At 37.6% G+C, this 25,675-nt stretch carries 25 protein-coding genes; 12 read left to right on the plus strand and 13 right to left on the minus strand.

The window, feature by feature from the left end; genetic code table 11:
- The first annotated feature begins 241 nt into the window (after positions 1-241).
- From ACH3PA_RS03920 to rlmB, 3 genes are all read left to right on the plus strand, one after another.
- Entirely contained in the window at positions 242-3,493 is a 3,252-nt protein-coding gene (locus ACH3PA_RS03920) for a SusC/RagA family TonB-linked outer membrane protein (RefSeq protein WP_416440151.1), read from the plus strand.
- A gap of 11 nt (positions 3,494-3,504) precedes the next feature.
- Entirely contained in the window at positions 3,505-4,926 is a 1,422-nt protein-coding gene (locus ACH3PA_RS03925; RefSeq protein WP_416440149.1) for a SusD/RagB family nutrient-binding outer membrane lipoprotein, read from the plus strand.
- Between the two features lie 108 nt (positions 4,927-5,034).
- Positions 5,035-5,763, plus strand: a complete 729-nt coding sequence (gene rlmB / locus ACH3PA_RS03930) for a 23S rRNA (guanosine(2251)-2'-O)-methyltransferase RlmB (protein ID WP_416440147.1) — start codon at positions 5,035-5,037, stop codon at positions 5,761-5,763.
- Here the strand turns inward: rlmB and ACH3PA_RS03935 are convergent, their stop codons facing one another.
- A complete protein-coding gene (locus ACH3PA_RS03935) occupies positions 5,764-6,474 on the minus strand; it encodes a rhomboid family intramembrane serine protease (protein WP_416440145.1) in 711 nt (236 codons plus the stop codon). It abuts the gene before it with no gap.
- An 84-nt stretch (positions 6,475-6,558) separates the two neighbouring features.
- Between ACH3PA_RS03935 and ACH3PA_RS03940 the strand changes: the two genes are divergently transcribed.
- A complete protein-coding gene (locus ACH3PA_RS03940; protein ID WP_416440143.1) occupies positions 6,559-7,836 on the plus strand; it encodes a replication-associated recombination protein A in 1,278 nt (425 codons plus the stop codon).
- Here the strand turns inward: ACH3PA_RS03940 and ACH3PA_RS03945 are convergent.
- From ACH3PA_RS03945 to ACH3PA_RS03995, 11 genes are all read right to left on the minus strand, one after another.
- On the minus strand, positions 7,833-8,732 hold the full coding sequence (locus ACH3PA_RS03945) for a hypothetical protein (RefSeq protein WP_416440141.1): 900 nt from the start codon (positions 8,730-8,732) through the stop codon (positions 7,833-7,835). The genes ACH3PA_RS03940 and ACH3PA_RS03945 overlap by 4 nt on opposite strands.
- Positions 8,733-8,734: 2 nt before the next feature.
- Positions 8,735-10,132, minus strand: a complete 1,398-nt coding sequence (locus tag ACH3PA_RS03950; RefSeq protein WP_416440139.1) for a DUF5723 family protein — start codon at positions 10,130-10,132, stop codon at positions 8,735-8,737.
- A 1-nt stretch (position 10,133) separates the two neighbouring features.
- On the minus strand, positions 10,134-10,679 hold the full coding sequence (locus ACH3PA_RS03955; RefSeq protein ID WP_416440137.1) for a hypothetical protein: 546 nt from the start codon (positions 10,677-10,679) through the stop codon (positions 10,134-10,136).
- Positions 10,680-10,722: 43 nt separating this feature from the next.
- Complete coding sequence (locus ACH3PA_RS03960; RefSeq protein ID WP_416448423.1) at positions 10,723-11,415, minus strand: YjjG family noncanonical pyrimidine nucleotidase; 693 nt, start codon at positions 11,413-11,415, stop codon at positions 10,723-10,725.
- Positions 11,408-12,715, minus strand: a complete 1,308-nt coding sequence (locus ACH3PA_RS03965; protein WP_416440133.1) for a polysaccharide deacetylase family protein — start codon at positions 12,713-12,715, stop codon at positions 11,408-11,410. The genes ACH3PA_RS03960 and ACH3PA_RS03965 overlap by 8 nt, the downstream gene beginning before the upstream one ends.
- Before the next feature lie 46 nt (positions 12,716-12,761).
- Positions 12,762-13,460 (minus strand): RadC family protein, encoded by a 699-nt coding sequence (radC, locus tag ACH3PA_RS03970; RefSeq protein ID WP_416440131.1) that lies wholly within the window; start codon positions 13,458-13,460, stop codon positions 12,762-12,764.
- Between the two features lie 67 nt (positions 13,461-13,527).
- The gene (locus tag ACH3PA_RS03975; protein WP_416448424.1) at positions 13,528-14,880 is read right to left on the minus strand and encodes a UDP-N-acetylmuramate--L-alanine ligase; all 1,353 of its coding nucleotides are present in this window, start codon (positions 14,878-14,880) and stop codon (positions 13,528-13,530) included.
- Positions 14,881-14,973: 93 nt separating this feature from the next.
- Positions 14,974-15,930, minus strand: a complete 957-nt coding sequence (locus ACH3PA_RS03980) for a tetratricopeptide repeat protein (RefSeq protein ID WP_416448425.1) — start codon at positions 15,928-15,930, stop codon at positions 14,974-14,976.
- 78 nt (positions 15,931-16,008) lie between these two features.
- A complete protein-coding gene (locus ACH3PA_RS03985) occupies positions 16,009-16,530 on the minus strand; it encodes a DUF4136 domain-containing protein (protein WP_416448426.1) in 522 nt (173 codons plus the stop codon).
- An 83-nt stretch (positions 16,531-16,613) separates the two neighbouring features.
- Positions 16,614-17,633, minus strand: a complete 1,020-nt coding sequence (gene obgE, locus ACH3PA_RS03990) for a GTPase ObgE (protein ID WP_416448427.1) — start codon at positions 17,631-17,633, stop codon at positions 16,614-16,616.
- A gap of 37 nt (positions 17,634-17,670) precedes the next feature.
- A complete protein-coding gene (locus ACH3PA_RS03995; RefSeq protein ID WP_416448428.1) occupies positions 17,671-18,780 on the minus strand; it encodes an adenylate kinase in 1,110 nt (369 codons plus the stop codon).
- A gap of 174 nt (positions 18,781-18,954) precedes the next feature.
- On the opposite strand from ACH3PA_RS03995, the gene ACH3PA_RS04000 reads away from it, so the two are divergent.
- The 8 genes from ACH3PA_RS04000 (at position 18,955) to ACH3PA_RS04035 (ending at position 24,770) form a co-directional block, all read left to right on the plus strand.
- Positions 18,955-20,124, plus strand: coding sequence for a 5-(carboxyamino)imidazole ribonucleotide synthase (locus ACH3PA_RS04000; RefSeq protein ID WP_416448429.1), 1,170 nt, complete (start codon positions 18,955-18,957; stop codon positions 20,122-20,124).
- Between the two features lie 13 nt (positions 20,125-20,137).
- Entirely contained in the window at positions 20,138-20,341 is a 204-nt protein-coding gene (locus ACH3PA_RS04005; RefSeq protein WP_416440117.1) for a hypothetical protein, read from the plus strand.
- Complete coding sequence (locus ACH3PA_RS04010; protein ID WP_416440115.1) at positions 20,338-20,778, plus strand: PIN domain-containing protein; 441 nt, start codon at positions 20,338-20,340, stop codon at positions 20,776-20,778. The genes ACH3PA_RS04005 and ACH3PA_RS04010 overlap by 4 nt, the downstream gene beginning before the upstream one ends.
- 9 nt (positions 20,779-20,787) lie before the next feature.
- Positions 20,788-21,270, plus strand: coding sequence for a 5-(carboxyamino)imidazole ribonucleotide mutase (gene purE, locus ACH3PA_RS04015; RefSeq protein WP_416448430.1), 483 nt, complete (start codon positions 20,788-20,790; stop codon positions 21,268-21,270).
- Positions 21,271-21,401: 131 nt separating this feature from the next.
- Positions 21,402-23,468, plus strand: a complete 2,067-nt coding sequence (locus ACH3PA_RS04020; protein WP_416448431.1) for a M3 family metallopeptidase — start codon at positions 21,402-21,404, stop codon at positions 23,466-23,468.
- Positions 23,469-23,534: 66 nt separating this feature from the next.
- Entirely contained in the window at positions 23,535-23,723 is a 189-nt protein-coding gene (locus tag ACH3PA_RS04025; protein ID WP_416448432.1) for a hypothetical protein, read from the plus strand.
- A 355-nt stretch (positions 23,724-24,078) separates the two neighbouring features.
- A complete protein-coding gene (locus ACH3PA_RS04030; protein WP_416448433.1) occupies positions 24,079-24,441 on the plus strand; it encodes a hypothetical protein in 363 nt (120 codons plus the stop codon).
- Between the two features lie 5 nt (positions 24,442-24,446).
- Positions 24,447-24,770 carry a hypothetical protein gene (locus tag ACH3PA_RS04035; protein ID WP_416440107.1) on the plus strand — a complete coding sequence of 108 codons (324 nt, stop codon included), beginning with the start codon at positions 24,447-24,449 and terminating at the stop codon, positions 24,768-24,770.
- Here the strand turns inward: ACH3PA_RS04035 and ACH3PA_RS04040 are convergent.
- A complete protein-coding gene (locus ACH3PA_RS04040) occupies positions 24,767-25,561 on the minus strand; it encodes a transglutaminase-like domain-containing protein (protein ID WP_416440105.1) in 795 nt (264 codons plus the stop codon). The two genes, ACH3PA_RS04035 and ACH3PA_RS04040, sit on opposite strands and share 4 nt — an antisense overlap.
- Between the last annotated feature and the right edge of the window lie 114 nt (positions 25,562-25,675).

Raw genomic sequence — 25,675 nt, forward strand, 5'->3', positions numbered from 1 at the left:
TTTATCACAAAACGCAACCAGATTTCAAGATTATCAAATCATCATCAATTATGATCATATATCCTTGAAATAGTGTTCTTACCAAAACATTTGTTCACAAAAACGTAACCTAATTCTCACTTTATTTAAGGATTTATTAACTGTTAAATTCTTAAAATGACTTAAAAAAGTGTTTTTATATTTTTTTTTGTAATTGAAAAATAGCACTTTTGGCGCGGCTAATTCAAATAAATTATAAAACATGAAAACAAAGTTTAGTGGAATTTTCACGCTATTCTTAGCGTTGGTTGTGCAAATTTCTTTTGCGCAAACCAAAACAATTTCTGGAACGGTTACCGATGATAACGGGGCACCACTTCCAGGGGTAAACATTGTAGTTAAAGGTACAACTACAGGAACCCAAACAGATTTTGACGGACTCTATTCTATAGAAGCAAGTACAGGCGATGTTCTTACTTTCTCTTATATAGGATTTGGGGATGAAGAGGTTACAGTAGGCTCATCTACAACCGTAGACGTACAACTTAAAGCCGGAGAATCTCTGGAAGAGGTTGTTGTTACAGCTTTAGGTATAAAGAGAGACAAGAAAGCTCTGGGTTATGCAACTCAGCAAGTTGATGGTTCTGAAGTTTCTGATGTTCCCACTCAAAACTTCGTGAATTCACTATCAGGTAAAGTTGCTGGTTTAAAAATTACCAACACAGGTACCTTAGGTGGATCTTCTAACGTTGTTATACGTGGAAATTCATCTTTAACAGGTAATAACCAAGCTCTTTTTGTAATTGACGGTACACCTGTAGGCAATGAAAACAATAACAGAACGGGACAATCTTCAGGTCGTGGTGGTTACGATTATGGTAACGCAGCATCTGATATAAACCCAGATGATATTGCTTCAATAAACGTACTAAAAGGTGCGGCTGCAACCGCATTATATGGTGCTAGAGCTGCAAACGGTGCAATTATAATTGAAACTAAAAAAGGAAGCAAAAACAAGGGAATTGGCATAGCAGTTACTTCAAGCCTTATGATGTCTGATGTGAATAAGGAAACTCTTCCTACATATCAAGACCAATATGGTGCTGGTTATGGTGCTTACTATGCTTCTGAAGATGGGTATTTCAATCTTTCTGATATAGATGGTGACGGAAATCTTGATGAAACAACTCCATTTACGGAAGATGCTTCTTTTGGTGCTGCATTCGATCCTAACAGAATGGTTTATCAATGGAACTCTCTTTATCCTCAACTAGATACTTATCAACAAGCTACTCCTTGGGTAGCGGCTCGACACACGCCAAACGATATCTGGAAAACAGGATATACATCAATTAATTCTGTTGCTTTAGACGGAGGTACAGATGTAAGTTCATTCCGTGTGAGTGCAACTCATTTTAATCAAGAAGGTAACCTGCCTAATAGTAACATTAAAAGAAACACTATTAAATTTAGTGGTTCTCACGATTTTACTGACAAATTTAGCGCTCAAACCAACGTAACATTTACTAAAACTGATGGTAAAGGACGTTACGGTACGGGATATAGCGCTCAAAACATCATGCAACAGTTTAGACAATGGTCTCAAACTAACGTAGATGTATACGAGCAAAGAGATGCTTACTTTGCTACAAGAGAAAACATCACATGGAATCCAAATGGTCCAAATGATCTTTCTCCTATTTATTCAGATAACCCATATTGGGTTTTATACGAAAATTACGAAACTGACACTCGAAACAGATATTTTGGTAACATAAATCTTAATTACGAGATAAGCGACGTTTTTAGCGTATTGGGTAGATTTACTTTTGACACATACGAAGAATTACAAGAAGAAAGAATTAACGTAGGAAGCGCAGATGTGGCTAAGTATAGCAGATTCAATAACAGAGCTGCTGAATATAACTACGATCTTATTCTTAATTTCAACAAGGATATTACAGACGATTTAAACTTAGATGGTAACCTTGGGGTTAACCTTCGTAGAAACGAAAGAAATTATATTCTTGCCAGCACAAACGGTGGTCTTAATGCACCTGGTTTTTATGCTTTAAGCAACAGTGCAAGCCCTATGAACCCACCTGATGAGTATGACATGAAGAGAATGCTTGACGGTGTTTATGCCAGAGCAGGTGTAGGTTATTTAAACACTTACTTTGTAGAAGGTACTATTAGAAGAGACCGTTCTTCTACTCTTCCTATGGAAAACAATACTTTTTATTATCCTTCGGTATCTACTAGTGTTCTTTTATCTAATGTGATTGAAGCAAACTGGTTAAACTTTGCTAAACTAAGAGCTAACTATGCAGAAGTAGGTAACGACACAAGTCCTTACAGAGTATTTAATACTTATTCAATTTCTGCTCCTTTTGACGGTGCGGGTTGGGCTAGTAACAACTCACAGCTAGCTAATCCTGATTTGAAGCCAGAGCGCATGAAATCATATGAATTTGGTCTTGAAGGAAATATTCTTGATAGAAGAATAGGTTTTGACGTTTCTTATTATAACTCGAAAACTGAAAACCAAATTACTCCCGTACCCGTATCTACAGCAACAGGTTTTACATCAAAACTTTTAAATGCAGGTACAATTGAAAACAAGGGTGTGGAAGTTTCGTTACGTCTTAACCCGATCAGAACAGAAGATTTTAGCTGGAACATGAACATTAACTGGTCTAAAAACAAAAGTTCAGTTCTTGAATTAACAGACGGTATCAACAACCTTCAGTTAGGTAGCTTTCAGGGTGGCGTAAGTATTAATGCTGCACCAGGTCAGCCATATGGAGCTATAAGAGGTACTGCTTATGTTTATGATACAGATGGTAATCGTGTTATTACTGATGCTGGTTATTATGAGACTACTCCTAATGCAAACTACATCATTGGTAACATTCAGCCAGACTGGACAGGAGGTGTATCTAACACTTTTGACTACAAAAACCTAAGTCTTAGCTTCCTTATTGATGTACAACAAGGAGGAGATGTATTTTCTCTTGACACATGGTATGGTTTTGCTACAGGATTATATGATCAAAGTGTAGGAACTAATGATCTTGGCAACCCAATAAGAAATACTATTGCTAATGGTGGTGGTGTGATCTTAGATGGTGTTCAGGGTGATGTTTCATACAACGACGACGGAACATACGTAGTTTCTAACACTTCTGCGAATACTGTAAGAGCTAGAACAGATTATTATGGGAATCCTTATGGATATGGTAGAGATGCTAACGAAGGGCACGTTTATGATGCTTCATTCGTTAAACTAAGAGAAGCTAGTCTTACTTATAGTTTTGGTAAAAAAGTTCTTGATGTTGTTCCATTTACAAGAGGTTCTATTTCAATCATAGGAAGAAACCTGTGGATCATCCATAAGAACATTCCATATTCTGATCCTGAAGCTGGTTTAAGTTCAGGAAATATTCAAGGTTACCAATCTGGTGCTTACCCAACAATGAGAGAAATTGGTGCTAGCCTTAAACTTAACTTTTAATAAAAATAATTATGAAAAAATATATTGTAGCTCTTACAGCACTTGTATTCTTTTGGTCATGTCAAAGTGATGAGGATTATGAAAACCTCAACCGTGATCCAAAAAATCCAACTGAAGTGTCCTCTGAGTTTTTATTCACAGCTGCGACAGTTAGCTTATCAGACAACATGGCTAGTCCTAATGTGAATGATGGACTTTACAGGTTTCTTTCTCAGTACTGGACAACAACTACATACTTAGATGAGCCTAATTATAATCTATCATCTAGACAAAACCCTGATAATGTATGGTCAGAATTATACCGAGATGTAATTTTTGATATTCAGGATGCCAAGAAAATAGTAGCAGCAAACACAGAGCTTGAGCAAAGTGAAATAAATGCTAGATTAGGGCAGTTAGAAGTGATCGAAGTTTATGCTTGGAGCGTTTTGGTTGATACCTTTGGTGATGTGCCTTATTCTCAAGCTATACAAGCAGATGAATTCCCACTTCCTGAATATGATGACGACATGGCTATCTACGAGGATCTTATCGCAAGATTAGGTTCAGTTAATGCAATGTTATCTGCAGGAACTGGTTACACATCAGCCGATGCTATATACGGAGGAGATATGGACCTTTGGATTAAATTTTCAAATTCATTGCGTCTTAGATTAGGAATGAGAATTTCTGATGTTAATGCTACTCTATCACAAGCGACTGTAGAAGCTGCTGTTGCGGCTGGTGTATTCACATCTAATGATGATAATGCTACTGTTGTTTATCAAAGTAATGACCCTAATACCAATCCACTTTGGGTTGATTTAGTTCAAAGTGGTCGTTCAGATTTTCTTGCATCTGCTACAATTGTAGATTACATGAATGAATTAGAAGATCCAAGAAGAGAAGCTTACTTTGATGAAAATCTTGAAGATGGATACGTTGGTGGTGTATATGGAGGTAGTAACAACTATTCTTCTTATACTCATATAGGAGATCCTTTCTTAGATCCTACAAGAGAAGGTATTTTAATTGATTATGCTGAGGTTGAATTTAACTTAGCAAGTGCTGCTGAGTTAACTTATTCTGTAGGTGGTACCGGCGAAAGCCATTATAATGCTGCTGTTACAGCATCTATTGAATACTGGGGTTTTGCTGATACTGTTGCTGAGGACTATCTTGCGCAGACTGACGTGACTTATGATGGCACTTCAGAGCAATTAGCAAAACAATTCTGGATCGCAATGTTTGACAACCCATTCCAAGGTTGGTCTGTATGGAGAAAATTTGATGCTCCTGAATTAGCAATACCAGAAGAGTATGAAACTCCGGTACCATTGCGCTTTACGTACCCTGTAGATGAGCAAAACTTAAATGTAGATAATTACATTAACGCATCTTCTGCAATAGGTGGTGATGATCAACAAACACCGGTATTCTGGGATGTGAACTAATTAGTTCGTAGAATAAATTATATTCAGGCCTGTGAAGAAATTCTTCACAGGCCTTTTTATTTTTAAAGCTATACACCATTCATTTTATAAGTTTCATACATTTGCTGCATGAATCAAAAAATCTACGGCACACGCGCTATTATTGAAGCCATTAAAGCAGGTAAGGAAATAGGCAAAATATATCTTCAAAAAGATCTTACTAATCCCTTATCAAAGCAGCTAGAAGGATTAATACAAACAGAAGGCATCTCAGTTTCCTATGTTCCGCCTGAAAAATTACATAAGCTATCTGACCAAAATCATCAGGGAGCAATAGCTACTATCTCCCCTATTCAATTCGCGAATTTTGAAGCCACAGCTGAAGCTATTCTAGCAGCAGAAAAACCAGCACTATTTCTTTTGCTTGACCAACTTACAGACGTTCGTAACTTTGGAGCTATTATTAGAACTGCAGAATGCACGGGAGTTGACGCTATTATTATACCAAAATCTGGTGGAGCGCCGGTTACAGAAGACACAGTTAAGACATCAGCGGGGGCTATTTTCAATCTACCCATTTGTAAAGTTGATCACCTTAAGGATGCTTTGTTCTATTTACAAGGATCCGGAGTACAAGTGCTTGCAGCTACCGAAAAAGCGGACAAATTAATTTATGATGTAGATTTTACTAAACCTACCGCAATTATAATGGGAAGTGAAGGGAAAGGCGTTACACAAGGTTTATTAAAGCTTGTAGATGACAAAGCTAAACTACCAATGAGCGGAAAAATAAGTTCATTAAATGTTTCTGTAGCTTGTGGAGCTTTTTTATATGAAGTGGTAAGACAAAGGTTTTAATTAATCGTCTAATTCATCCTCTACAGATTCATCTTCGTAAACAGGATCTATAAAATTACCCTGTTCATCAAATTGTCTTAGAAAAGGATCTGTTTCCGGATTAAAATCCTCTTTTTCCCAATCATATTTTTTTGGCTTGGCTATTCTATTTTTAATTAGAAAAGCTAATCCAAATCCGGATAAAAAGCCTGACAAATGTCCTTCCCAACTCATTTCAGAATCTATAGGCATAACACCCCAGACAAGGCTTCCGTAGATGAAAACCACCACAAGCGAAAAAGCCGTAAGGCGATAGTGTCTCGCCCAGATACCTTTAAAAAATAAAAAGGATGCAAGACCATAAACGATTCCACTAGCTCCTATATGGTAAGCTTCTCTTCCTACACTCCAGGTTCCTATTCCTGTTAACAAAAACAGTAAGCATATTACTGTAAGTGCGACTCTTTGATAGAAATAGAAAAGCCCTGCCATTAGTAACAATACAGGTAAACTATTACTTAGCAAATGATTCAAATTTGCATGAATAAAAGGAGCGAAAAAAATACCACGTAGTCCGGAAAGGGTTCGAGGTAATACTCCATAACTAGTAAAATCTAAATTAAGCTTTAGCTCTGCCCAAAACACCAGCCACATAAGCAGAACAAAAAGAACGGGATAGAGGATCACCCGGTTTGTAAATTTAAAATCCCCCATATCATCTTTAAAATTCATACGTTAGTATAGCAACATTTTGACCAAAAAAGAAAACTGGCAACTATGTCATATTACCTTATAAAAATTGGATAATTTTAAACCATGAACGCACCTCTAGCTGAACGATTAAGACCTCGACAACTTAGTGACTATCTTAGTCAGGATCATCTTGTAGGCAAAGATGGCTCATTAACTGTTGCCATAAATGCCGGAATTATACCTTCAATTATCCTTTGGGGACCTCCTGGTGTGGGCAAAACCACTTTAGCCACCATTATCGCAGAAGAATCAAAAAGACCGTTCTATACGCTTAGCGCAATCAATAGCGGCGTAAAAGATGTACGCGAGGTAATTGAAAAGGCAAAATCTTCTGGCGGACTATTTACACAGAAGAACCCTATACTTTTTATAGATGAGATTCATAGATTTAGTAAATCCCAGCAGGACTCACTGCTAGGTGCAGTAGAAAAAGGTTGGGTAACACTTATTGGTGCAACTACAGAGAACCCAAGTTTTGAGGTTATCCCCGCCCTGCTTTCTCGCTGTCAGGTTTACATTCTTAAACCATTTTCTGCAGACGATCTTAAGGCTCTAATTAAAAGAGCTATAAAAGAAGATTGCATTATTGCGAAAAAAAATATTGAACTAAAAGAAACGGAAGCGCTTTTAAGACTAAGTGGTGGGGACGCAAGAAAACTGCTGAATATTTTTGAGCTCATTGTAACTACTGAAGCTTCTAATGATGTAGTTATCACCAATGAAATGGTACTCAAAAAAGTACAACAAAATACGGTGTTATATGATAAAACCGGAGAACAACATTATGACATCATTTCAGCATTTATAAAATCTATACGTGGCAGTGATCCTAATGCAGCGGTTTATTGGTTAGCACGTATGATAGAAGGTGGCGAAGATCTTAAATTTATTGCCAGACGCCTTATTATTTTAGCTTCAGAAGATATTGGGAATGCAAACCCCACAGCATTGGTGATAGCAAATAATACTTTTGCAGGCGTGAATACAATTGGTTACCCGGAAGCTCGAATAATTTTGAGTCAATGCGTGACCTATCTGGCCACCTCTCCTAAAAGCAATGCATCTTATATGGCTATAAACAAGGCTCAACAACTCGTTAAGCAAACAGGAAATCTGCCTGTTCCCCTTCACTTACGTAACGCTCCTACAAAACTTATGAAAGACCTGGGTTATGGTGCAGACTATCAATATGCGCATAACGGAGCTGGTAACTTTGCAAATCAGGAATATTTACCCAATGAGGTGAAAAATACGAAGTTCTATGAGCCGGGAAACAATGCCCGTGAAGAAGGTATTCGCAAGTTCCTAAAATCGAGATGGGATGATAAATATAATTATTAGTTACTGCTGAAGATCATTTTTACTAAACCTGAAACACCTTTAATTTCTCGTTCTACAACAAATTCTCCTTCGGCATTTATATAACCAACACCCGCAAATTGAGACGTATTTACAAAATAGGAGCCAGCTGCCGTTTTAGAGGCGCTACCTATTTTGTTTTCGCCTTCATAAATATCAAAGCCTTTTTCTGTAAGTTGTAATTTATAGCTTCCATCGGTACTGGTATAGTTCTTAGCAGGGGTTTGAGCTGCTGTAGAAATTTCAATTTTCTCAGGCGATTTTACTGTCTCTTCAGGCTGATTTTGTACCTCTTTTGGTTGATTTTCAACAATATTTACCGGCTTTTCTACTTTCTCGTAACTAGAAACAACTACTGTTTTAGGCGTTTCGGCTTCAGTAACTGCTTGTGGGCTGGTAGCGCTAACAGTTGGTGCTGATGTTTCGCCTCGAGCTGTCATTGCACTGCCAGTATACTCATAGTCCATTTCTGCTATATCTGCAAAAGCGTCGCGCATGGCCTCGTGATAAGCTTCTTTATATTCTTTTATCTTACTTTTCCCTTCTGGTGAGGTGTAAACGACTTTACCCATACAATCTGCCAGAGTCAGTACAATTTTTGTACTTAAAAAACCACTGCTGGTTGCGTCTGCATAAAGTGTATTACAGTTGTTAGTGCTTGTATTTATATCATCTGGCAACTCCTCTCCTTTTATAAATGCCTCAAAGCCATATTTATTAAATAAGAATTTTGTGAGGCTATTGACCTGAAATTCATCATCTGCATTTAAAAAACCAAATTTATTGGGTACAATTACATATTTATATGCGTTGAGTTCCTGACCGTATGTGCTTAAAGAACCTATTACAAGTAAAATTAAAATCGCTGCTTTTCTCATTATTATCTTCTTTTATGAATGACAAATTGCATTCCTAATTGCATTGAAAAATTATTTGCCTTTGCTAAATTAACATACTCTAGCACATTATCTGCAGCCAGATACAAATTAAATTTATTTAGCTGCGCGGAAACTAAAAAACCCACATTAGTAAAAGAATAACTATCTACAGTGTAGGTAAGTTTACCTCTAAAAATTTCTGAAAGACCGGTGTCTACAAATCCAGTCACAGCTACTTGTGGAGATAAAGGCCTCTTTATTGCTGCAAATTGCAAACCTGCACGGGTAAAACTATCTCTTTTGTTTGGTTTTAAGCAGTCGCAACTCTGGTCACCGTTAAATGTGTAATCAATCGAGCCATATACCTTTAGTGGTCTCCATGTGAAATATTTATCATCAGAAAAATCCCCGTACTTTACATTCTTATTAAAATCGTCTTCCAGATCGTCAAAATATTCAGGATTTGCATCATCGCCTACTGCTGCGGGAAAAGCAAATCCTATCCCTTCTAATGTGTAATTACCGCGTAGATAATACTTTTTTGTTTTCGCTGTATGCGCAATTAAACCAAGATCTACAAAACTCCCCGTTACCTGCCAATTATCGGCAAATTTATAGGTAAAACCGAAATCTAAGCCCACACCCATATTACCGCTAATTAGCGAATTTTTCAGCAATTGCGAAGGAGTCAAATTGTCAAAACCATTTGTGCCTGAAGTTTGCAATACGGCATTTGTATTGATTAGTTCATGTGTATAAATATTATTTCCTTCGGGTGATAGATTTGTAACAAACTCACCTGTATTATCAATACTTTCAAAACTGAACATACTACCATAAACCTTACCTCTAAGCCCCAAGATGAGTGATTCATTTACTTTTCTGGTGTATCCTAAATGAAAAACAGACAGGATCTCACCTTTGGTCACCGCATCTGAAACATCAAAATGTTTACCGATGTAATCTGAATTACCCTCGTAAGCTAATATAGCAGGGTCTTTAGGAAAATAAAGTATAGCGTCAGTTTCCTGATACCACCCGCCAGAAAGATAATCACCATTAGGCAGACGTAAACCCAAACTTAATATTTCGAGATTTTCATTTACTGTAAAATAATCCTTCCGCGAAAGCGAAAAAACTTGTTCTCTAATTCTGTCATTGAAAGTAGAATTGTTATCCTTTTTAAAAAGATCATAAAATGTTACTCCCGTAGAACCTCCCTGTATATGAAATCCAGAGAGTAGTGGCACACCAATGTGCATATCAAAACTAACATCTGTCCCGGGATTTAAAAGCAAACTTTGTGGCAAACCATCTACATTATAAAGTTGTATCTGGTTTTGAGCCATTGTTGACCAGACTACTATGAAGATAAATATAAGTGCTAAAAAATACTTCATATCAAAAAGTCAAATGGTATCTCAACTTAGACTGAAAGTTTAGCTCTCCTGAAACAGGATTACCGTCGGGAATAATCTCTGTAGCAATTGATATAGAAATAGAGGCTCTTATCAAATCAAGATCTTCACCTGTAATTACCTCATCATAGATAGTAGTTACCGGCTGGTCATTTGTACTTCCTGTGACATTTATCTGCACGCTATACGTAATGTTGCCTTCTTCATCAAGAAAGTTGAGTGTGGTAATAAAGCCTTGAAAAAAGGTGTTTTCAATTCTCACATACAACCCGAGCTCTTCAAGGTTTTCCTGAAAAAACTCATCATCAAACAATTCTACCCGTGTTTCCTGCGTAGTAGCGGGCTCTATTATAGCTCCGGTTTCATCTGTGAAATTTTGAGCATCTAGTGTGAAGTAAATAAGATCGAGGTCAACGTCCTGCTCTGTGGCAAATTCATCTGCCTGATCGAGGTCAATGTCGCGCACGCAACCTGTTTGTAAAAGCACATATAAAATTATAAGTGCCTTTACTCCTATTCTTTTTAGCATGGAGAGTTTTATTTTGAAAAACGAGAAAAGGCTTGACTTATTGCTAGAGGTAATTAAGTATTTCTGATAGCGTATTTACAACTCGCTCATCACTGTGCAAATTTGCTTTGTGATAATTAAAGCAGATGGTTTGCATGCCAACGCCGCGAGCCCCTAGAATATCTGCTTCATACGTATCTCCTATCATAACACTTTCAGCATGGGTCGCTTCAGCTATTTCAAGGGCGTATCTAAATATTTTAGGATCTGGTTTTTTTACCCCTACAGACTCACTTGTAGTAACCGACTTAAAAAAATGATCAATTTTTGAATTTTTCAATTTCTTTAATTGCACTTCTTCAAAACCATTTGTAATTATATGTAAATGATAATGGTTATTAAGATATTCAAGCAGCGCTAAAGTACCTTCAAAAAGGTGGTTATTATCGGGTAAAAAGGCGATATAATCGTCTGCTAATTTATTGATTAAGTGATCGTCGATTTCTATATTTAGATTATCAAAAGACTTTTTCAAACGGCTATACCTCAGCTGTTCTTTTGTGATTTGTCCCTCTCTAAAATATTTCCAGTATTGAAAATTTATTGGAATATATTCTTCAAGAAATTTAGAAGTTTCTATATCAATTCTATTCTTAATAAATATTGAATCAAATGCCATTGCAGAATTTTTATCAAAATCCCAAATCGTATGATCCAAATCAAAAAAAACGTGCTTTATATTTAATATCTTACTCATGAACTAATTGTCTAAAAAATTGTTTCCACTGCCCCTCGTCGTCGCCCTTACCGGTAAATGATTTGTTCTTGAAACTGAAAATAAAATGCCCATTCACATCTTTTACTAATTCCTGCATACTTAAAAAAGAATCAAGCGCTTTGTTTAGCTGTTGCTCTGGCATATTGTGTGATTCAAAAACGCCAGACTGTGCACATACGGGATGTATTAATAACGGCGTAGGACTCTCGTAATCCATATCATAAAATAAAAAGGGCGTGCAGGTACCTGCCCTAAATCCTAAAGTATCAGGATAGCCCATTGAGTAGTCATTTTCTGCTTCTTCCTGAACCATCTCCCGGTAGTGCTCTGGCAAACTAATCATGTGATTTGTGCATCTCACAGCATTGAGCGGTTTATTGGTTATGCCTTCTATTCGCCTTTTTTCTATTTTCATTTGCTTAGGATTACCTAATGCCTCTTTAGAAAAAAGCAATCCTATCTGTGCATAATCGCCTACCATCTTAATAAGCTCTCTAAACCTCCCTTTATTGTATCTTATGTTCTTAGTGTACGTAGAATAATCACCTACCTGAAAGAAATAAATGAATTTGTGACTGGCCTTTTTTTGAACATTGATCAACCAGCTAAATGTATCATAAGGATCTTTTCGCAAACCCAGATTTACCCGTAGCCTGCCCCATATCCTACTAATGTGTAACTTAGAAAGGTCGCTGAAGATTCCGCCCAACTCCCGCATTATTCCTATTTGGTAAAAATCATAAGCCTGCTCTACATCAATTAGAGCCTGCATCTTATAAGGCTGGTCATCTGCCCATTTATATCCCGGAAATCTATCTGCTAATTGCCCCTTAAAAATAACAGCCCACATATCAATAACAGGTTGTTCTAGAAAGCCTTGTTGATAACCCAGACTTTCAGCCGCCGGAAATCTACCGGCGCTGTCTTTTACATGGGGTAGAAATTCCTCATATCTGCTTAGCAATACAAATGCCGCTGCAAAAATATCATAGGGCACCATGCTTTTAGGACCTGTAGGAAAGAAGCACTTCGTATTTTCCCACTTCTGCACATTGATCTCCATATCTGCAATGCCCTGCTCAAATAACACTTCCTGACTTTTAATATGTAGTTCTTTACCCAGCGGTTTTGTGGTGTAAGAAAGTTTAAGGCTATCATGAACGATAAACTCATCTACAGTTGTTGTAAATCGCACTGGTATTCTTAAAATGCGCGTACAGATGTGCTTAAATGAATAAATCAATCTGGGCGTTATTTTATGCGTATATACTAAAAGCATCAGAATCTATTTTTTTGGCAAAAGTCTTATTTAACGATTACATTTCTCAAATGAGACCTTCATCAGCAAAACTAAAGTATGCATTTTCAGTAACTATTAAATGATCCAAAACTTTTATATCAAGACTTTGAGAAGCTAAAGAAAGTTTTTTGGTAAGTGCCTTATCTGCCTGACTGGGTTTAAGGGCGCCTGAAGGGTGGTTATGTGCCAAAATTAATGAGGTTGCTCCTAATTCTAAAGCCTTTTTAAGCACTAATCTAACATCTACTAAAGTTCCAGTTATCCCTCCTTTACTCAACTGATTTTTTTGAATCACCTTATTTGAATTGTTGAGATACATGATCCAAAATTCTTCATGCGGTAATTCTCCCAAAATGGGCTGGAGAATCTCAAATACAGAGGAGCTGCCACTTATCTTATCGCGCTCTAATGCATCCTCACTACGGCGCCTTCTGCCTATTTCTAAAGCAGCGGCAATAGTTACTGCCTTTGCTTCACCTATACCTTTAAATTTCATTAATTGAGAAATTTCCAGCTTGCCCAGTTCATTTAAATTATTGCCTACAGAAGATAAAATACGCTGACTCAAACTTACTGCGCTTTCATTGCGGCTACCACTACCTATTAAAATAGCGATAAGCTCTGCATTGCTTAGCGACGTTCTTCCTTTTTGCAAAAGTTTCTCGCGTGGACGATCATCTAATGACCAATTTTTAATTGAAAAGTACTCTGGAGATTCTGCCATAGATGTGCTTTAGATAAAAATATAAAATGTATTTCTAATAGCTTCCTATCTACAGAAGTAAAGCAGTTTATAGAATTCTGTTTATGTCTTCAAAGTTTAGTCCGCCATAATTACCACTACTCATAAGTAGCAATGCAGTTTTATCTAATTTTAAACCAAAAAGGTATTCTTTAAAAGCTTCGGCATCTGTAAAAACCTGAAGATCTTCCCGGTCAAAAGCCTTAAAAATCTCCTCTTTTGATATGTTTTTCAGCTTTTTTATAGACACAGCTTCTGGCGAATAAAAAACTACAGCTTCTTCTGCAGCATTAAGCGAACCTTTATATAGCGAAAGAAATTCAGAATTTAAGCTACTATACGTATGTAATTCAAGACAGGCAATAAGCTTTCTCTCAGGATATTGTTGTTTTACAGCATCTGTAGTAGCTTTTACTTTTGAAGGAGAATGTGCAAAATCTTTGTATGCCACATTATCTGCGGTTTCACCTATTTTTTCTAAACGCTTTGATGCTCCCTGAAAGCTTGATATAGCCTCATAAAAATCGTCTTCATCAACTCCCATATGCTGGCAAATCCATTTGGCACCGGCGAGATTATTGAGATTGTGCGCTCCAAATACCGATATTGGCATTGGTCCTTCCGGTGTTTCTAAAAGCGTTTCTCCATTCTCTACTGTATATTCTGGAGTAGTATAAGGATGTTTACGGGTGGGCGCAGTGGCAGCTTCAGCAATACGCTTAACCTCTGCATCTTCTGCATTGTAAACTAAGATACCACCTCTTGAAATTGAATTTGCAAAAATTTCAAACTGCTCTACATAATTTTCATAAGTAGGGAAAACATTAATGTGATCCCAGGCAATGCCACTTATAAGCGCAATATTGGGTTGATATAAATGGAATTTAGGACGCCTGTCAATAGGAGATGACAAGTATTCATCACCCTCGAGTAAGATAAAATCATTATCTTCTGTGAGATGCACCATGGTATCAAAACCCTCCAGCTGAGCTCCCAACATAAAATCTACTTCGTGACCATGATAATGCAGCACGTGAAGAATCATGGATGTTATTGTGGTCTTACCGTGCGACCCGCCAATTACAACCCGCGTTTTATCTTTTGACTGCTCATATAAAAACTCAGGATAGGAATAAATCTTTACACCTAACTCCTGTGCTTGCAACAATTCTGGATTGTCAGCTTTTGCATGCATCCCTAAAATAACTGCATCTAAATCGCCGCTTATTTTTTCCGGAAACCAGCCATATTCTTCTGGCAAAAGTCCTGCATTTTTTAAACGCGTTTTAGATGGTTCAAAAATAGTGTCATCACTTCCCGTAACAACATATCCTTTTTGATTAAGTGCCAGAGCAAGATTGTGCATAGCACTGCCGCCTATTGCAATAAAATGTACGCGCATAATTATCTTTTATATATGGTAAATATAAGATTTTAGTACGCAAGAGAAAGGCGATCTTTAGTAGATCGTGAAACGAAAAATTAAGATATAATCTTACAAAAGTTGAATAGCAGATCGTTCTTCAAGTGCTTCTTCAAATTCAGGATTTTTAGCCAAAGCCTTATCAATGTATTGAAGTGCTCGTTCTTTATTCCCAATGTTTTTATAGATCTGAGCAAGTCTAAAATATGCCCAGTCTACGGGAACACCATCTTTTACAGTATGATTTTCTATGTATCGCTTTAAACAATCAATACCCAATTGCGACTCCATGTTGTATTGGGCAGCAATCTTCCCGATCTGATAATTTAATTGATTGCGTTTGTGAATTTTGAAAGATGCAGCAGCCGTGTCTATAGCTTTTTGAGGCTCATCGTTACTTTCATAGAGACTGGTCAATTTTTCATAAGTATGGGCGGAGCCACCTACTTCAATGGCTTTTTTGTAAAAATATTCTGCTCTTTCTGCGTCATGCTCATATTCTGCGATGTAGCCTTTAGAAAGATAACCGTCTACAGGAGAAATCGCTTGAAGCTCAGCGGCGTATTTTTCTGCTTTACTCACACTTCCTCCCACTATTCCCGGTAACTGCAAATAGAGTTCTACCAGCGCCCATCGTGTTTCTATATGTTGAGAATCAAGTTCTGCAGCTTTAGTAAAATGTTCTTTTATGTCGTCAATATAGGTAACTGCCCTTAATTTACTTATGCTTAGCGCTTTCATACCCAGAGCACCACCATACTTAAATTGATAATTAGCATTCTTATTATTTTCTTCAACAAGATCTTTATAATAATCTATTGCGCCATCCCAGTCTTTCGCGTAAGCGGAAATATCGCCCAGATATTCGCGGGTTTTTGGGTCTTTTGGGTGGATTTTTAGATAACTTTCAAAAAGTGGTTGTGCCTTTTGAAATTGCTCTTTTTTGAAGTAGTTCTCTGCAATCTCAAAATTGCTTTGCTGTGAAAACAAAGCAAGCGGAAAAAGAAACAGAAAAAACAGGTTGCGCATAAAATGATCAGGTTTAAACAAATCTAAACAAAAAACGCGCCAGTTCACTGAAGTATTGTGGTAACTGAAATTCTATTTCTAATTTTCAGGAGGAAATTTCTTAAATATTTTTTCCATTACTTTCGTGAAATAGTCCTGTCTGCCTTGCGGATTAGTATTTAAATTCATGTTACTATCGCTCACTGCCTGCCAGATCAAAGCATCTTTTTGTGCATCTACAAGGTCTACGGTTAAGGTTTGATGTGTGGTGCGACCTCCTATAGGAATTCCGCCGCCCACTCCTACGCCTACATTACCGCCACCGCCACCTATGCCGATGCCAATACTATTTCTGCTGGCATCTTCATACCTGTCGCTCATAAAGTTTACAAAAAGATCAGGATTAGCTGCTTTAATATAACCGCGGCTTTGCAGAATACTATCTGTTGCCTTCATAACGCGGTTTAAATCTAACTGACTTAAACCAGATTGCATATCTGGTAAGTAATTATAGGTTTTAAAACTATTGAAATTCGCCTGCTTATCATAATCATAGTCAACATTAGTAGAAGCACAAGAAGCAACTACTACTGCGAGGCAAATAAATATTAAATTTCTCATATCACTCTTTTTCTAAATGTAACGAAAAAAAGAGGTTTTCAGTTTAAAGAAAACTTAAAGTAATAGGCTGGAGGATTCTATAATTAACTTTGAAGAGCTTCGTCATTTTTATTCAGCATCGCCCAAAGTTTATCTTTTAGCTCCGTAAGCCCCTGCTGTGCTACAGATGAGATAAACATATAAGATAAAGGCAACGTCTTATCTAATTCTGCCTTCAATTCTGCTTTTAATTCCGCATCAAGCATATCACTTTTTGTTATTGCAATTAAACGGTCTTTATCAAGCATCTCAGGATTATACTTTTCTAATTCGTGTAGCAAAATGCGATATTGCTCTGCTACATCATCAGCATCTGCAGGTATCATAAAAAGCAAGGTAGAATTGCGCTCAATATGACGTAAAAAGCGATATCCTAAACCTTTTCCTTCTGCCGCTCCCTCTATAATCCCGGGTATATCTGCCATTACAAAAGTCTGAAGATCTCTGTACTGAACAATTCCTAAATTTGGTTTTAAGGTAGTAAATTCATAGTCTGCAATTTTAGGCTTTGCAGCCGTTATTACAGATAAAAGAGTCGATTTTCCTGCATTAGGAAATCCTACAAGCCCTACATCTGCCAATATTTTCAGCTCGATCGTAATATCAATTTCCTGCCCGGGAATACCTGGCTGTGCGTAGCGCGGAGTTTGATTTGTTGATGTTTTAAAATGAGAATTCCCGCGGCCTCCCATACCTCCTTCAGCAATAATATATTCCTGATTTTCCTCGGTAAGTTCAGTTATTATCTCTTGCGTTTCTGTATCTCTTAAAACTGTACCAAGCGGAACTTCAATATACACATCTTCCCCGTCTGCACCGGTACTTTGTTGCTTGCTGCCGTTCTCGCCGTGACCGGCTTTAATGTGTCTTTTAAACTTGAGGTGAAGGAGCGTCCAGAGGTTAGGATTTGTTTTAAAAATCACATGACCTCCTCTACCGCCATCACCGCCATCGGGACCACCAAAGGCTACATATTTTTCTCTGCGTAAATGGGCAGAACCCGCACCACCTTTCCCTGAGGAAATATGCATTTTCACATAATCAACAAAATTCCCTTCTGTCATGACTCTTTCTATTCAATATAATTTTTATGATCTACAACTACACTAGTTGATCAATAACCACACTTAACCTTTCAGTGATTTCCTCAATACTTCCTACACCGTCAACACCAAAGTATTTGTCTTTTGCTTCATAGAAGCTTTTTAGAATCGCAGTTTCTTCATAATATACTCTAATGCGTCTGCGTATCACTTCTTCATTAGAATCATCTGGTCTTCCTGAGGTTTTACCACGTTCTAAAAGACGTTTTACCAAGACCTCATCATCAACTTCTAGCGCCACCATTGCAGAAACTGCTGTTCCCTTACTTTCTAAAAGTTCATCAAGAGCTTTTGCCTGAGCAGAGGTTCTTGGGAAACCATCAAAAATAAAACCTTTTCCATCTGCATTTTTTTCTACTTCTGCGGCAAGCATATCTATCGTAACAGAATCAGGCACAAGTTGACCTTTATCCATATAAGATTTTGCCAGAGTTCCCAGTTCGGTCTTATTCTTTATGTTGTAACGAAAAACATCTCCTGTAGAGATATGAACGAGATTATACTTTTCTTTTAAAACATTGGCTTGTGTCCCTTTACCGGCTCCCGGAGGGCCAAACAATACCAGATTGGTCATTTGAGTCGATTTTAATTTATATACTTCATTGAGGTTACGCCCCAACCCGTTATAATCTAACCCGTAGCCCACGATAAAATCATTTGGGATTTTAAGGCCGGGATAATGTATTTTATATTCTTTAGTGTATGCTTCAGGTTTAAAAAAGAGCGTTGCGATCTTGTAGTTTGCAATTCCGCCCTGAGCGAGCATACCTATTAATTTCTCAATCGTCTGGCCGCTGTCTACAATATCTTCTACAATGATGATTTCACGATCTTCTATCTCAAAGTCAAGCGGAATATCAACTATTACATTCCCCGTACTTTCTGTACCGTCATAAGAGCTCATTTTTATAAACTCAACCTCACAGTCACCTTCAAAACGACTAATTAAATCAGAAGCAAAATGAAAAGCACCATTAAGAACCACCACAAAAATGGGATTTTTACCTTTATATTCGGCATTAATAGACTGAGCAACTAGATCAATTGCCTGTTCTATCTTGTGCTTACTAATGTACTTCTCAAAATAAAGATTGTGCAGTTTTATCATCACATTTCGGCATAAGTTACACCCTGAAAGCGGCAAAGATAAGCATTGTTAACTTTATTTAAAGGCGTTCGCTAATTAGCTGTTAATCCTTTACTTTTGCGTGGCACTTTCACGCATAAAATATCGCTTTAATCCTGCGATTTTTAGGCAAAAAAAGCCGAAAATAGTTCATAAATGACCAATTATTTTTCATCAGATTTTACCCTGGGAATTTTAGGCGGAGGCCAACTGGGTAAAATGCTCCTTTACGAAACAAGAAAGTTTGATATTGCAACACGCGTTGTAGATCCTAACCCAGAAGCACCGGCAAGACTGGCAGCAAATCATTTTGAAGTAGGAGATCTGCTCGATTTTGATACCGTTTATAATTTTGGAAAAAAATGCGACGTACTCACTTTTGAGATAGAGACCGTAAATGTTGACGCGCTCGAAAAATTAGAAGCCGAAGGTATAAAAGTGTACCCCAGCCCGCAGACTTTGCGATTAATTCAGGATAAGGGAATTCAGAAAGAATTTTACACTAAACATAATATTCCTACTGCCGCTTTCGCGAAATACAATACAAAAGCCGAATTGCAAAATGCTGTTGAAGCTTCTAAGCATGATTTCCCTTTTATCTGGAAAAGCACACAGGGCGGCTATGACGGCAAAGGTGTGAGCGTAATTAGAAAAGAGCAGGACGTTAACGATCTTGCAGACACGCCTTGCATTGCAGAAGAAATGATTCCGTTTAAAAATGAACTCGCAGTTATTGTCGTTCGCAATCCGGATGGAGAAGTAAAAACCTATCCTGTTGTTGAAATGGAATTTCACCCGGAAGCTAATCAGGTAGAATATGTGATCTGCCCGGCACGAATTGATGAAGCAGTTGCTGCAAAAGCAAGAGCATTGGCGACCCAGGTTTCAGAGGCATTTGGTCATGTGGGTTTGCTCGCTGTAGAAATGTTTCAAACCAAAAATGATGAAGTTCTGGTAAATGAAGTTGCACCACGCCCGCACAATAGCGGTCATTATAGCATTGAAGGCAGTTATACCAATCAGTTTGAACAACACCTGCGCGCAATACTTAATCTGCCTCTTGGCGAAACCGAAAGCAAAGTAGGTGCAGTAATGGTAAATCTGGTGGGTGCAGAAGGACATACCGGCCAGGTGAGATATGAAAATATTGAAAAGATTATGGCCTTGAAAGGAGTAACCCCGCATATTTATGGAAAACGGCAGACGCGTCCTTTCCGAAAAATGGGGCATGTCACCATCATAAACAGCGATCTGGCAGAAGCCCGTAAAATCGCAGAAGAAGTTAAAAAATCAATACGAGTAATTACTTCAGAGTACAAAAAATAAAGTATTTTTAAGAATGCAAATAGAAAAGGAAAATAATCAATTTATAATTAGAGTACCTGAAAACGTGGGCTTGATAGGCTTGCAACGTATTTTAGATTATATCAGATTTAGTGAGACTACTTCTAAAAGCACTGCTACTTCACACCAAATTGACAATCTTTCTAAAAAATCTAAATCTGATTGGTGGAAAAAGAATAAAGAGAAGTTTATTAAATGATTGTTGTTATTGATACGAATATCATTTTTAGCGCCTTACTTTCCCCAACCGGACATATAAGCAATGTTATATTAAGCAGTCCTAATCACATTCAGTTTTATGCTCCTTCTTTTTTAAAAGAAGAACTGGAAAATCATAAATCAAAAATTTTAAAAATTTCAAGCTATTCATCTTCAGAATTTGAGTATTTAAAGCTTTCCTTATTTAAAATTATCGAGTTTATTGATGTTGAAAATATAAAGCCGGATATTTGGCAAATAGCATACGATATCACTCATAAGATTGATGAAGATGACACACCGTTTATTGCCCTCACTTTAGCATTAGAATCTTTTTTATGGACTGGCGACAAGAAACTAATAAGAGGACTTAAAGCAATGAACTTTAAAAAATTTATAGACACTCAAGAATTAATAAAACTACAAGAGAGACTTTAAAACAAACTAATGGCTGTAGGAATAATAATGGGCAGCACCAGTGACCTTCCGGTTATGCAGGCTGCGATAGATATTTTAAAAGATTTTGGCATTGAGACAGAAGTTGATATCGTTTCAGCACACCGTACTCCGGAGAAATTATTTGACTATGGCAAAAATGCGCATGATCGTGGCATAAAGGTAATAATCGCTGGTGCCGGCGGCGCTGCGCATCTTCCGGGTATGATCGCTTCTTTATCTCCGCTTCCTGTGATTGGAGTTCCTGTAAAATCACGCAACTCGATTGATGGTTGGGATTCTGTACTTTCTATATTACAAATGCCGGGTGGAGTTCCTGTGGCTACCGTCGCTCTTGATGGCGCTTTAAATGCCGGTATTCTGGCCGCCCAGATAATCGGTGCTTCAAATGAGCATGTGCTGGAGAAAATTCTGGCTTACAAAGAAGGCCTCAAAAACAAGGTTATTGCCGGAGCAGAATCGCTTAAAAAGTAGCCTAAAACGGCCAAAAATCGGTTAAAACATATACTTTTTCGCCTTGAGCGCAGTTAGAAATCGTGAAATCAGGCGACAATTACTAGATAAAAATTAAGTCGGGTACATCCTGATAAATAAGAAGAATGAATATGCAAGAGAAATTAAGTACTACAGAAAATAGTTTACTGCAGCCTTTTAACGAGGCTCCTTTTTCACAAATACAGGTTTCAGATTACAAACCGGCCATTGAAGCTGCGATCGCAGAAGCCCGCAAAGAGATTGATGTCATTACTAATCTGCCTGAGCCTGCGACTTTTGAAAACACGATAGAAGCGCTTGATTATTCTGGTAACCAACTGGAGCGTGTGACGAGCATTTTTTTCAACATCAACAGCGCCGAAACTAACGAAGAAATTCAAAAAATTGCCCAAGAGGTTTCGCCTCAATTATCTGCCTTTTCTAACGATATTACACTTAATGAGCAGCTTTTTAAGCGTGTTAAACTCGTTTATGATAATCGTGAAAATCTTGATTTAACAACCGAGCAGAAAACATTGCTCGAAAAAAAATACAAAGGTTTTGCCCGTAATGGCGCCAATTTACCTGAAGATAAAAAAGCCCGCTTGCGCGAAATAGATACTGAGCTAGCAAAACTAAAGTTGACTTACGGTGAAAATGTGCTCACCGAAACTAATAAGTACGAACTTCATATCACAAACGAAAGCGACCTTGCCGGTTTGCCTGATAGTGTAAAAGAAATGGCTGCGCACACAGCTGAAGAAAAGGAAAAAGAAGGCTGGATCTTTACTTTAGAATACCCAAGCTATATTCCTTTTATGAAGTATGCGCAGAATCGTGAATTGCGCAAAGAGCTATCCATTGCTTTTGGTGCTAAAGGTTTTCATGGTGATAAGCTCGATAATCAGGAAAATGTGCTTAAAATCGCAAAACTTCGGTACGAGCGCGCCCAACTTTTAGGTTATAAATCGCACGCTCATTTTGTGCTAGAAGAGCGCATGGCAAAAACGCCGGAGAACGTAGATCGTTTTCTTCAGGAATTGCTTGAAAAAGCAAAACCGGCCGCAGAAAGTGAGTTTTCACAATTGGAAAATTTCGCAAAAGAATTAGACGGTATTGACCAACTACAAAAATGGGACAGCGCTTATTATTCAGAAAAGTTAAAGCAAAAATTATTTGATCTTGATGACGAGCAGCTTAAGCCTTATTTTAAACTAGAAAATGTAATAGACGGCGTTTTTACCGTTGCTGAGAAACTTTATAAACTCAACTTTAAAGAAGTTTTTGATGTTGAAAAATATCATCCTGATGTAAAAACATATCGCGTTTATAATGAAGCCGGTGAACTCGTTTCGCTATTCTATGCTGATTTTCACCCACGCCCCGGAAAACGCGGTGGCGCATGGATGACTTCTTATAAAAGTCAGATGGTAAAAGATGGTGTCAATGAGCGCCCGCATATTTCTATTGTATGCAACTTTACGAAACCTGTCCTGAGCCGTGTCGATGGGGCTACCAAAAGCAAACCTTCACTGCTTACTTTTAACGAAGTAACTACTTTGTTTCATGAGTTTGGCCATGCTTTACACGGGATGCTGGCCAATACAACTTATCCAAGTATTTCAGGAACTTCTGTGTATTGGGATTTTGTAGAATTGCCTAGTCAGGTGCTGGAGAATTGGTGTTATGAGCCGGAAGCCTTAGCGCTTTTTGCTAAACATTATGAAACCGGGGAAGTGATTCCGCAGGAATTGATTGATAAGATCAAAAAAGCAGCCAACTTTCAGGAAGGTATGCAAACTCTGCGACAGTTAAGTTTTGGTATTCTTGACATGTCATGGCATGCTGCAGATCCTGCGGGCATTACTAACGTCAAGGCGCATGAAACGGCTGCTTTTGCGAATACGCAGTTGTATCCCGATGTTGCAGAAAATTGTATGAGTACTTCATTTTCCCATATTTTTCAAGGCGGATATTCTTCAGGGTATTATTCATATAAATGGGCCGAAGTCCTGGATGCTGATGCTTTTGCCTACTTTAAAGAAAATGGCATTTTTGATGCCAAAACCGCCCAAAAGTTCAAAGAAAATGTACTTTCTCAAGGCGGAACCGAAGACCCGATGGTTTTGTACAAACGCTTCCGCGGACAGGAACCCAATCCAGAAGCGTTGCTAAAACGAGCTGGATTGATTGAGTAGAGGTAATTCAAAATTAGTATTGGAACAAAATTTGTCTTATATTTAAAAGGACTAAAACGAACTATTATGGGCAATTACGAGCGTAAAATTTACAAAGAAGGTAAAGATACAGGGGTTAGGGAAGATTACAGAGGTGCCATGTATATTGATCATAAAGTTTTTTTCTCAGATGAAAAAGTTCAAAAAATTATTAAAAATATTTCTAAAGCAGGATTAGTTAAAAAAGATCAGAATCTTCAAAAGAAGCCAGCATAATTGAACGTATATGCCGTATAATCTTTGGATATTCCCTCTTATAAGCGGCTATATAATCATCAGTAAATACATATATTTCAAATACAAATATCAAAGACTTAGCTCTCAAATACTTCTTTTACATTCCGTAATTGCGGGAATCATCTCGTACTTGATTTTTTATTCTATACGGATAATTATTGGGTGGTTATTTCCCAGTATAATTCCGTTTCTCTACCGGCAACTTTACAAACTCCCGATACGAGAAGAAGAATTATTATGGACTTCTATTTCCGGATTTCTCTTAGTGCTTATTAGCGTTTATCTCTTAAATTACATTTACAAAAAGAAGAATTATTTTTCGTGGAAGAAGCCTGTGGAAAAAGCCGTAGACGACGTAGGAGATGAAATAGAACAACTTTTTAAACAGTCGGCAACTGATAAAATTTTGATCCAGGTTACACTCAAAAATAACAAGGTATATGTAGGCTTTACTGATAAGATACCACCTCCTCAAGAAACAAATTTCTTAAAACTTGTTCCTGTAATAAGTGGATACAGAAAATCAGAAACCAAAGAATTAGTGTTTACAACAGAATACTTTGAGGCTTCCAAAATTTATTCGGAAAGTAAAGAAAAATACACACAATACGAAATGGATATAATCCTCAAGCAAGATGAAATCTTGACTGCTGGTGTCTTTGACCTGGAAATTTACAATACCTTTAATCAAGATTAAAATTTATGGATTCCTGTAAAAATTGCGGTACTAAATTTAAATTCTTCCCTGTTCTAAAAAGCTTTATTAGAAACTATAAAAATGTAAGCTGTAAGAATTGTGGTGCAGTGCATCAGCATAAACTAATCAACCGAATTTTTGGAGCTATTTTTATTGCTGTGGCATTGGCTGTTGCAAATCCGTTGCCTGTATTTCGGGATTTCAATTTTATTGACGCTTTAAAATGTATATTGATTTTTGCCGGTGCTTATTTATGGCTTGCCGCTCTGGGCGCTGTGTGGTCACGATTAAAATTAGTAGAAGAAACACGCGTTTCGCCTAAAGCTTAAAAATCTCCATTTATCCGCTCTACCCAAACCATCTGAGTTGTTGAGTGCACCGCAGGACCAAACTGATTGTAAACCGCTACATCTGCAGCATCACGACCATAACCTAATGCTACATAACCTCCTTTTATTCCTTGCTGAGTAGCATCAAAGGTGTACCATCTTCCGCCTACGTAAGCTTCAAACCAGGCATGCATATCCATAGGATTTAGATTATGAAGGTAACCCACAACCATACGCGCCGGAATACTAAGGCTGCGACACAGTGCAATACCCAAATGTGCAAGATCACGACATACACCAGATTGCATTTGGTTAACCTCAACAGCCGAAATGGGAAAAGCACTGCTCCCAGGAATGTAAGTGATGTTATGAAGCAACCAGGCTTCAATAGCTGAAACCTGATCATAGCCCGGTAAATAGCCCAAGGTGATAGATGTCGCAAGATCGCCAAAACGATCTGACTCACAATAGCGGCTGGGCAAAAGATAGCTTAGCACAGAATCTGGCAGGTTTTGAATTTCTACAAAAGGAGCCCCAGGCGATACATCAATAAATTCTGATGTTTTTATATCTGCATTTGTACTTATTGTAAAAATTCCGGGAGGGGCGATGAGACGCTGACAAAGATTACCATAACCATCTGTAAACTCAAATGCCGGGATATTAGGCAAAACTTTATATTCTTCTCGCGCAACCCATTGCTGGGTTCCACTGCGAGGGCGTAACATAAAAATAAATGGCGTGGGCACTTCAATATTAAAAGTCAATTCACAACTGGTGCGTAGCCACATATGTTTTTTTTTAAGTTGAAGTTTCTACTCGTTATACGCATAACAATATCGACTATTGTTGCACCAATAAAGTGTGTTATTTTGATGAATGAAAATAACCTTTCTTATTTTCGC

This window comes from Leeuwenhoekiella sp. A2 (genome assembly GCF_047946655.1).
Taxonomy (GTDB): Bacteria; Bacteroidota; Bacteroidia; order Flavobacteriales; family Flavobacteriaceae; genus Leeuwenhoekiella.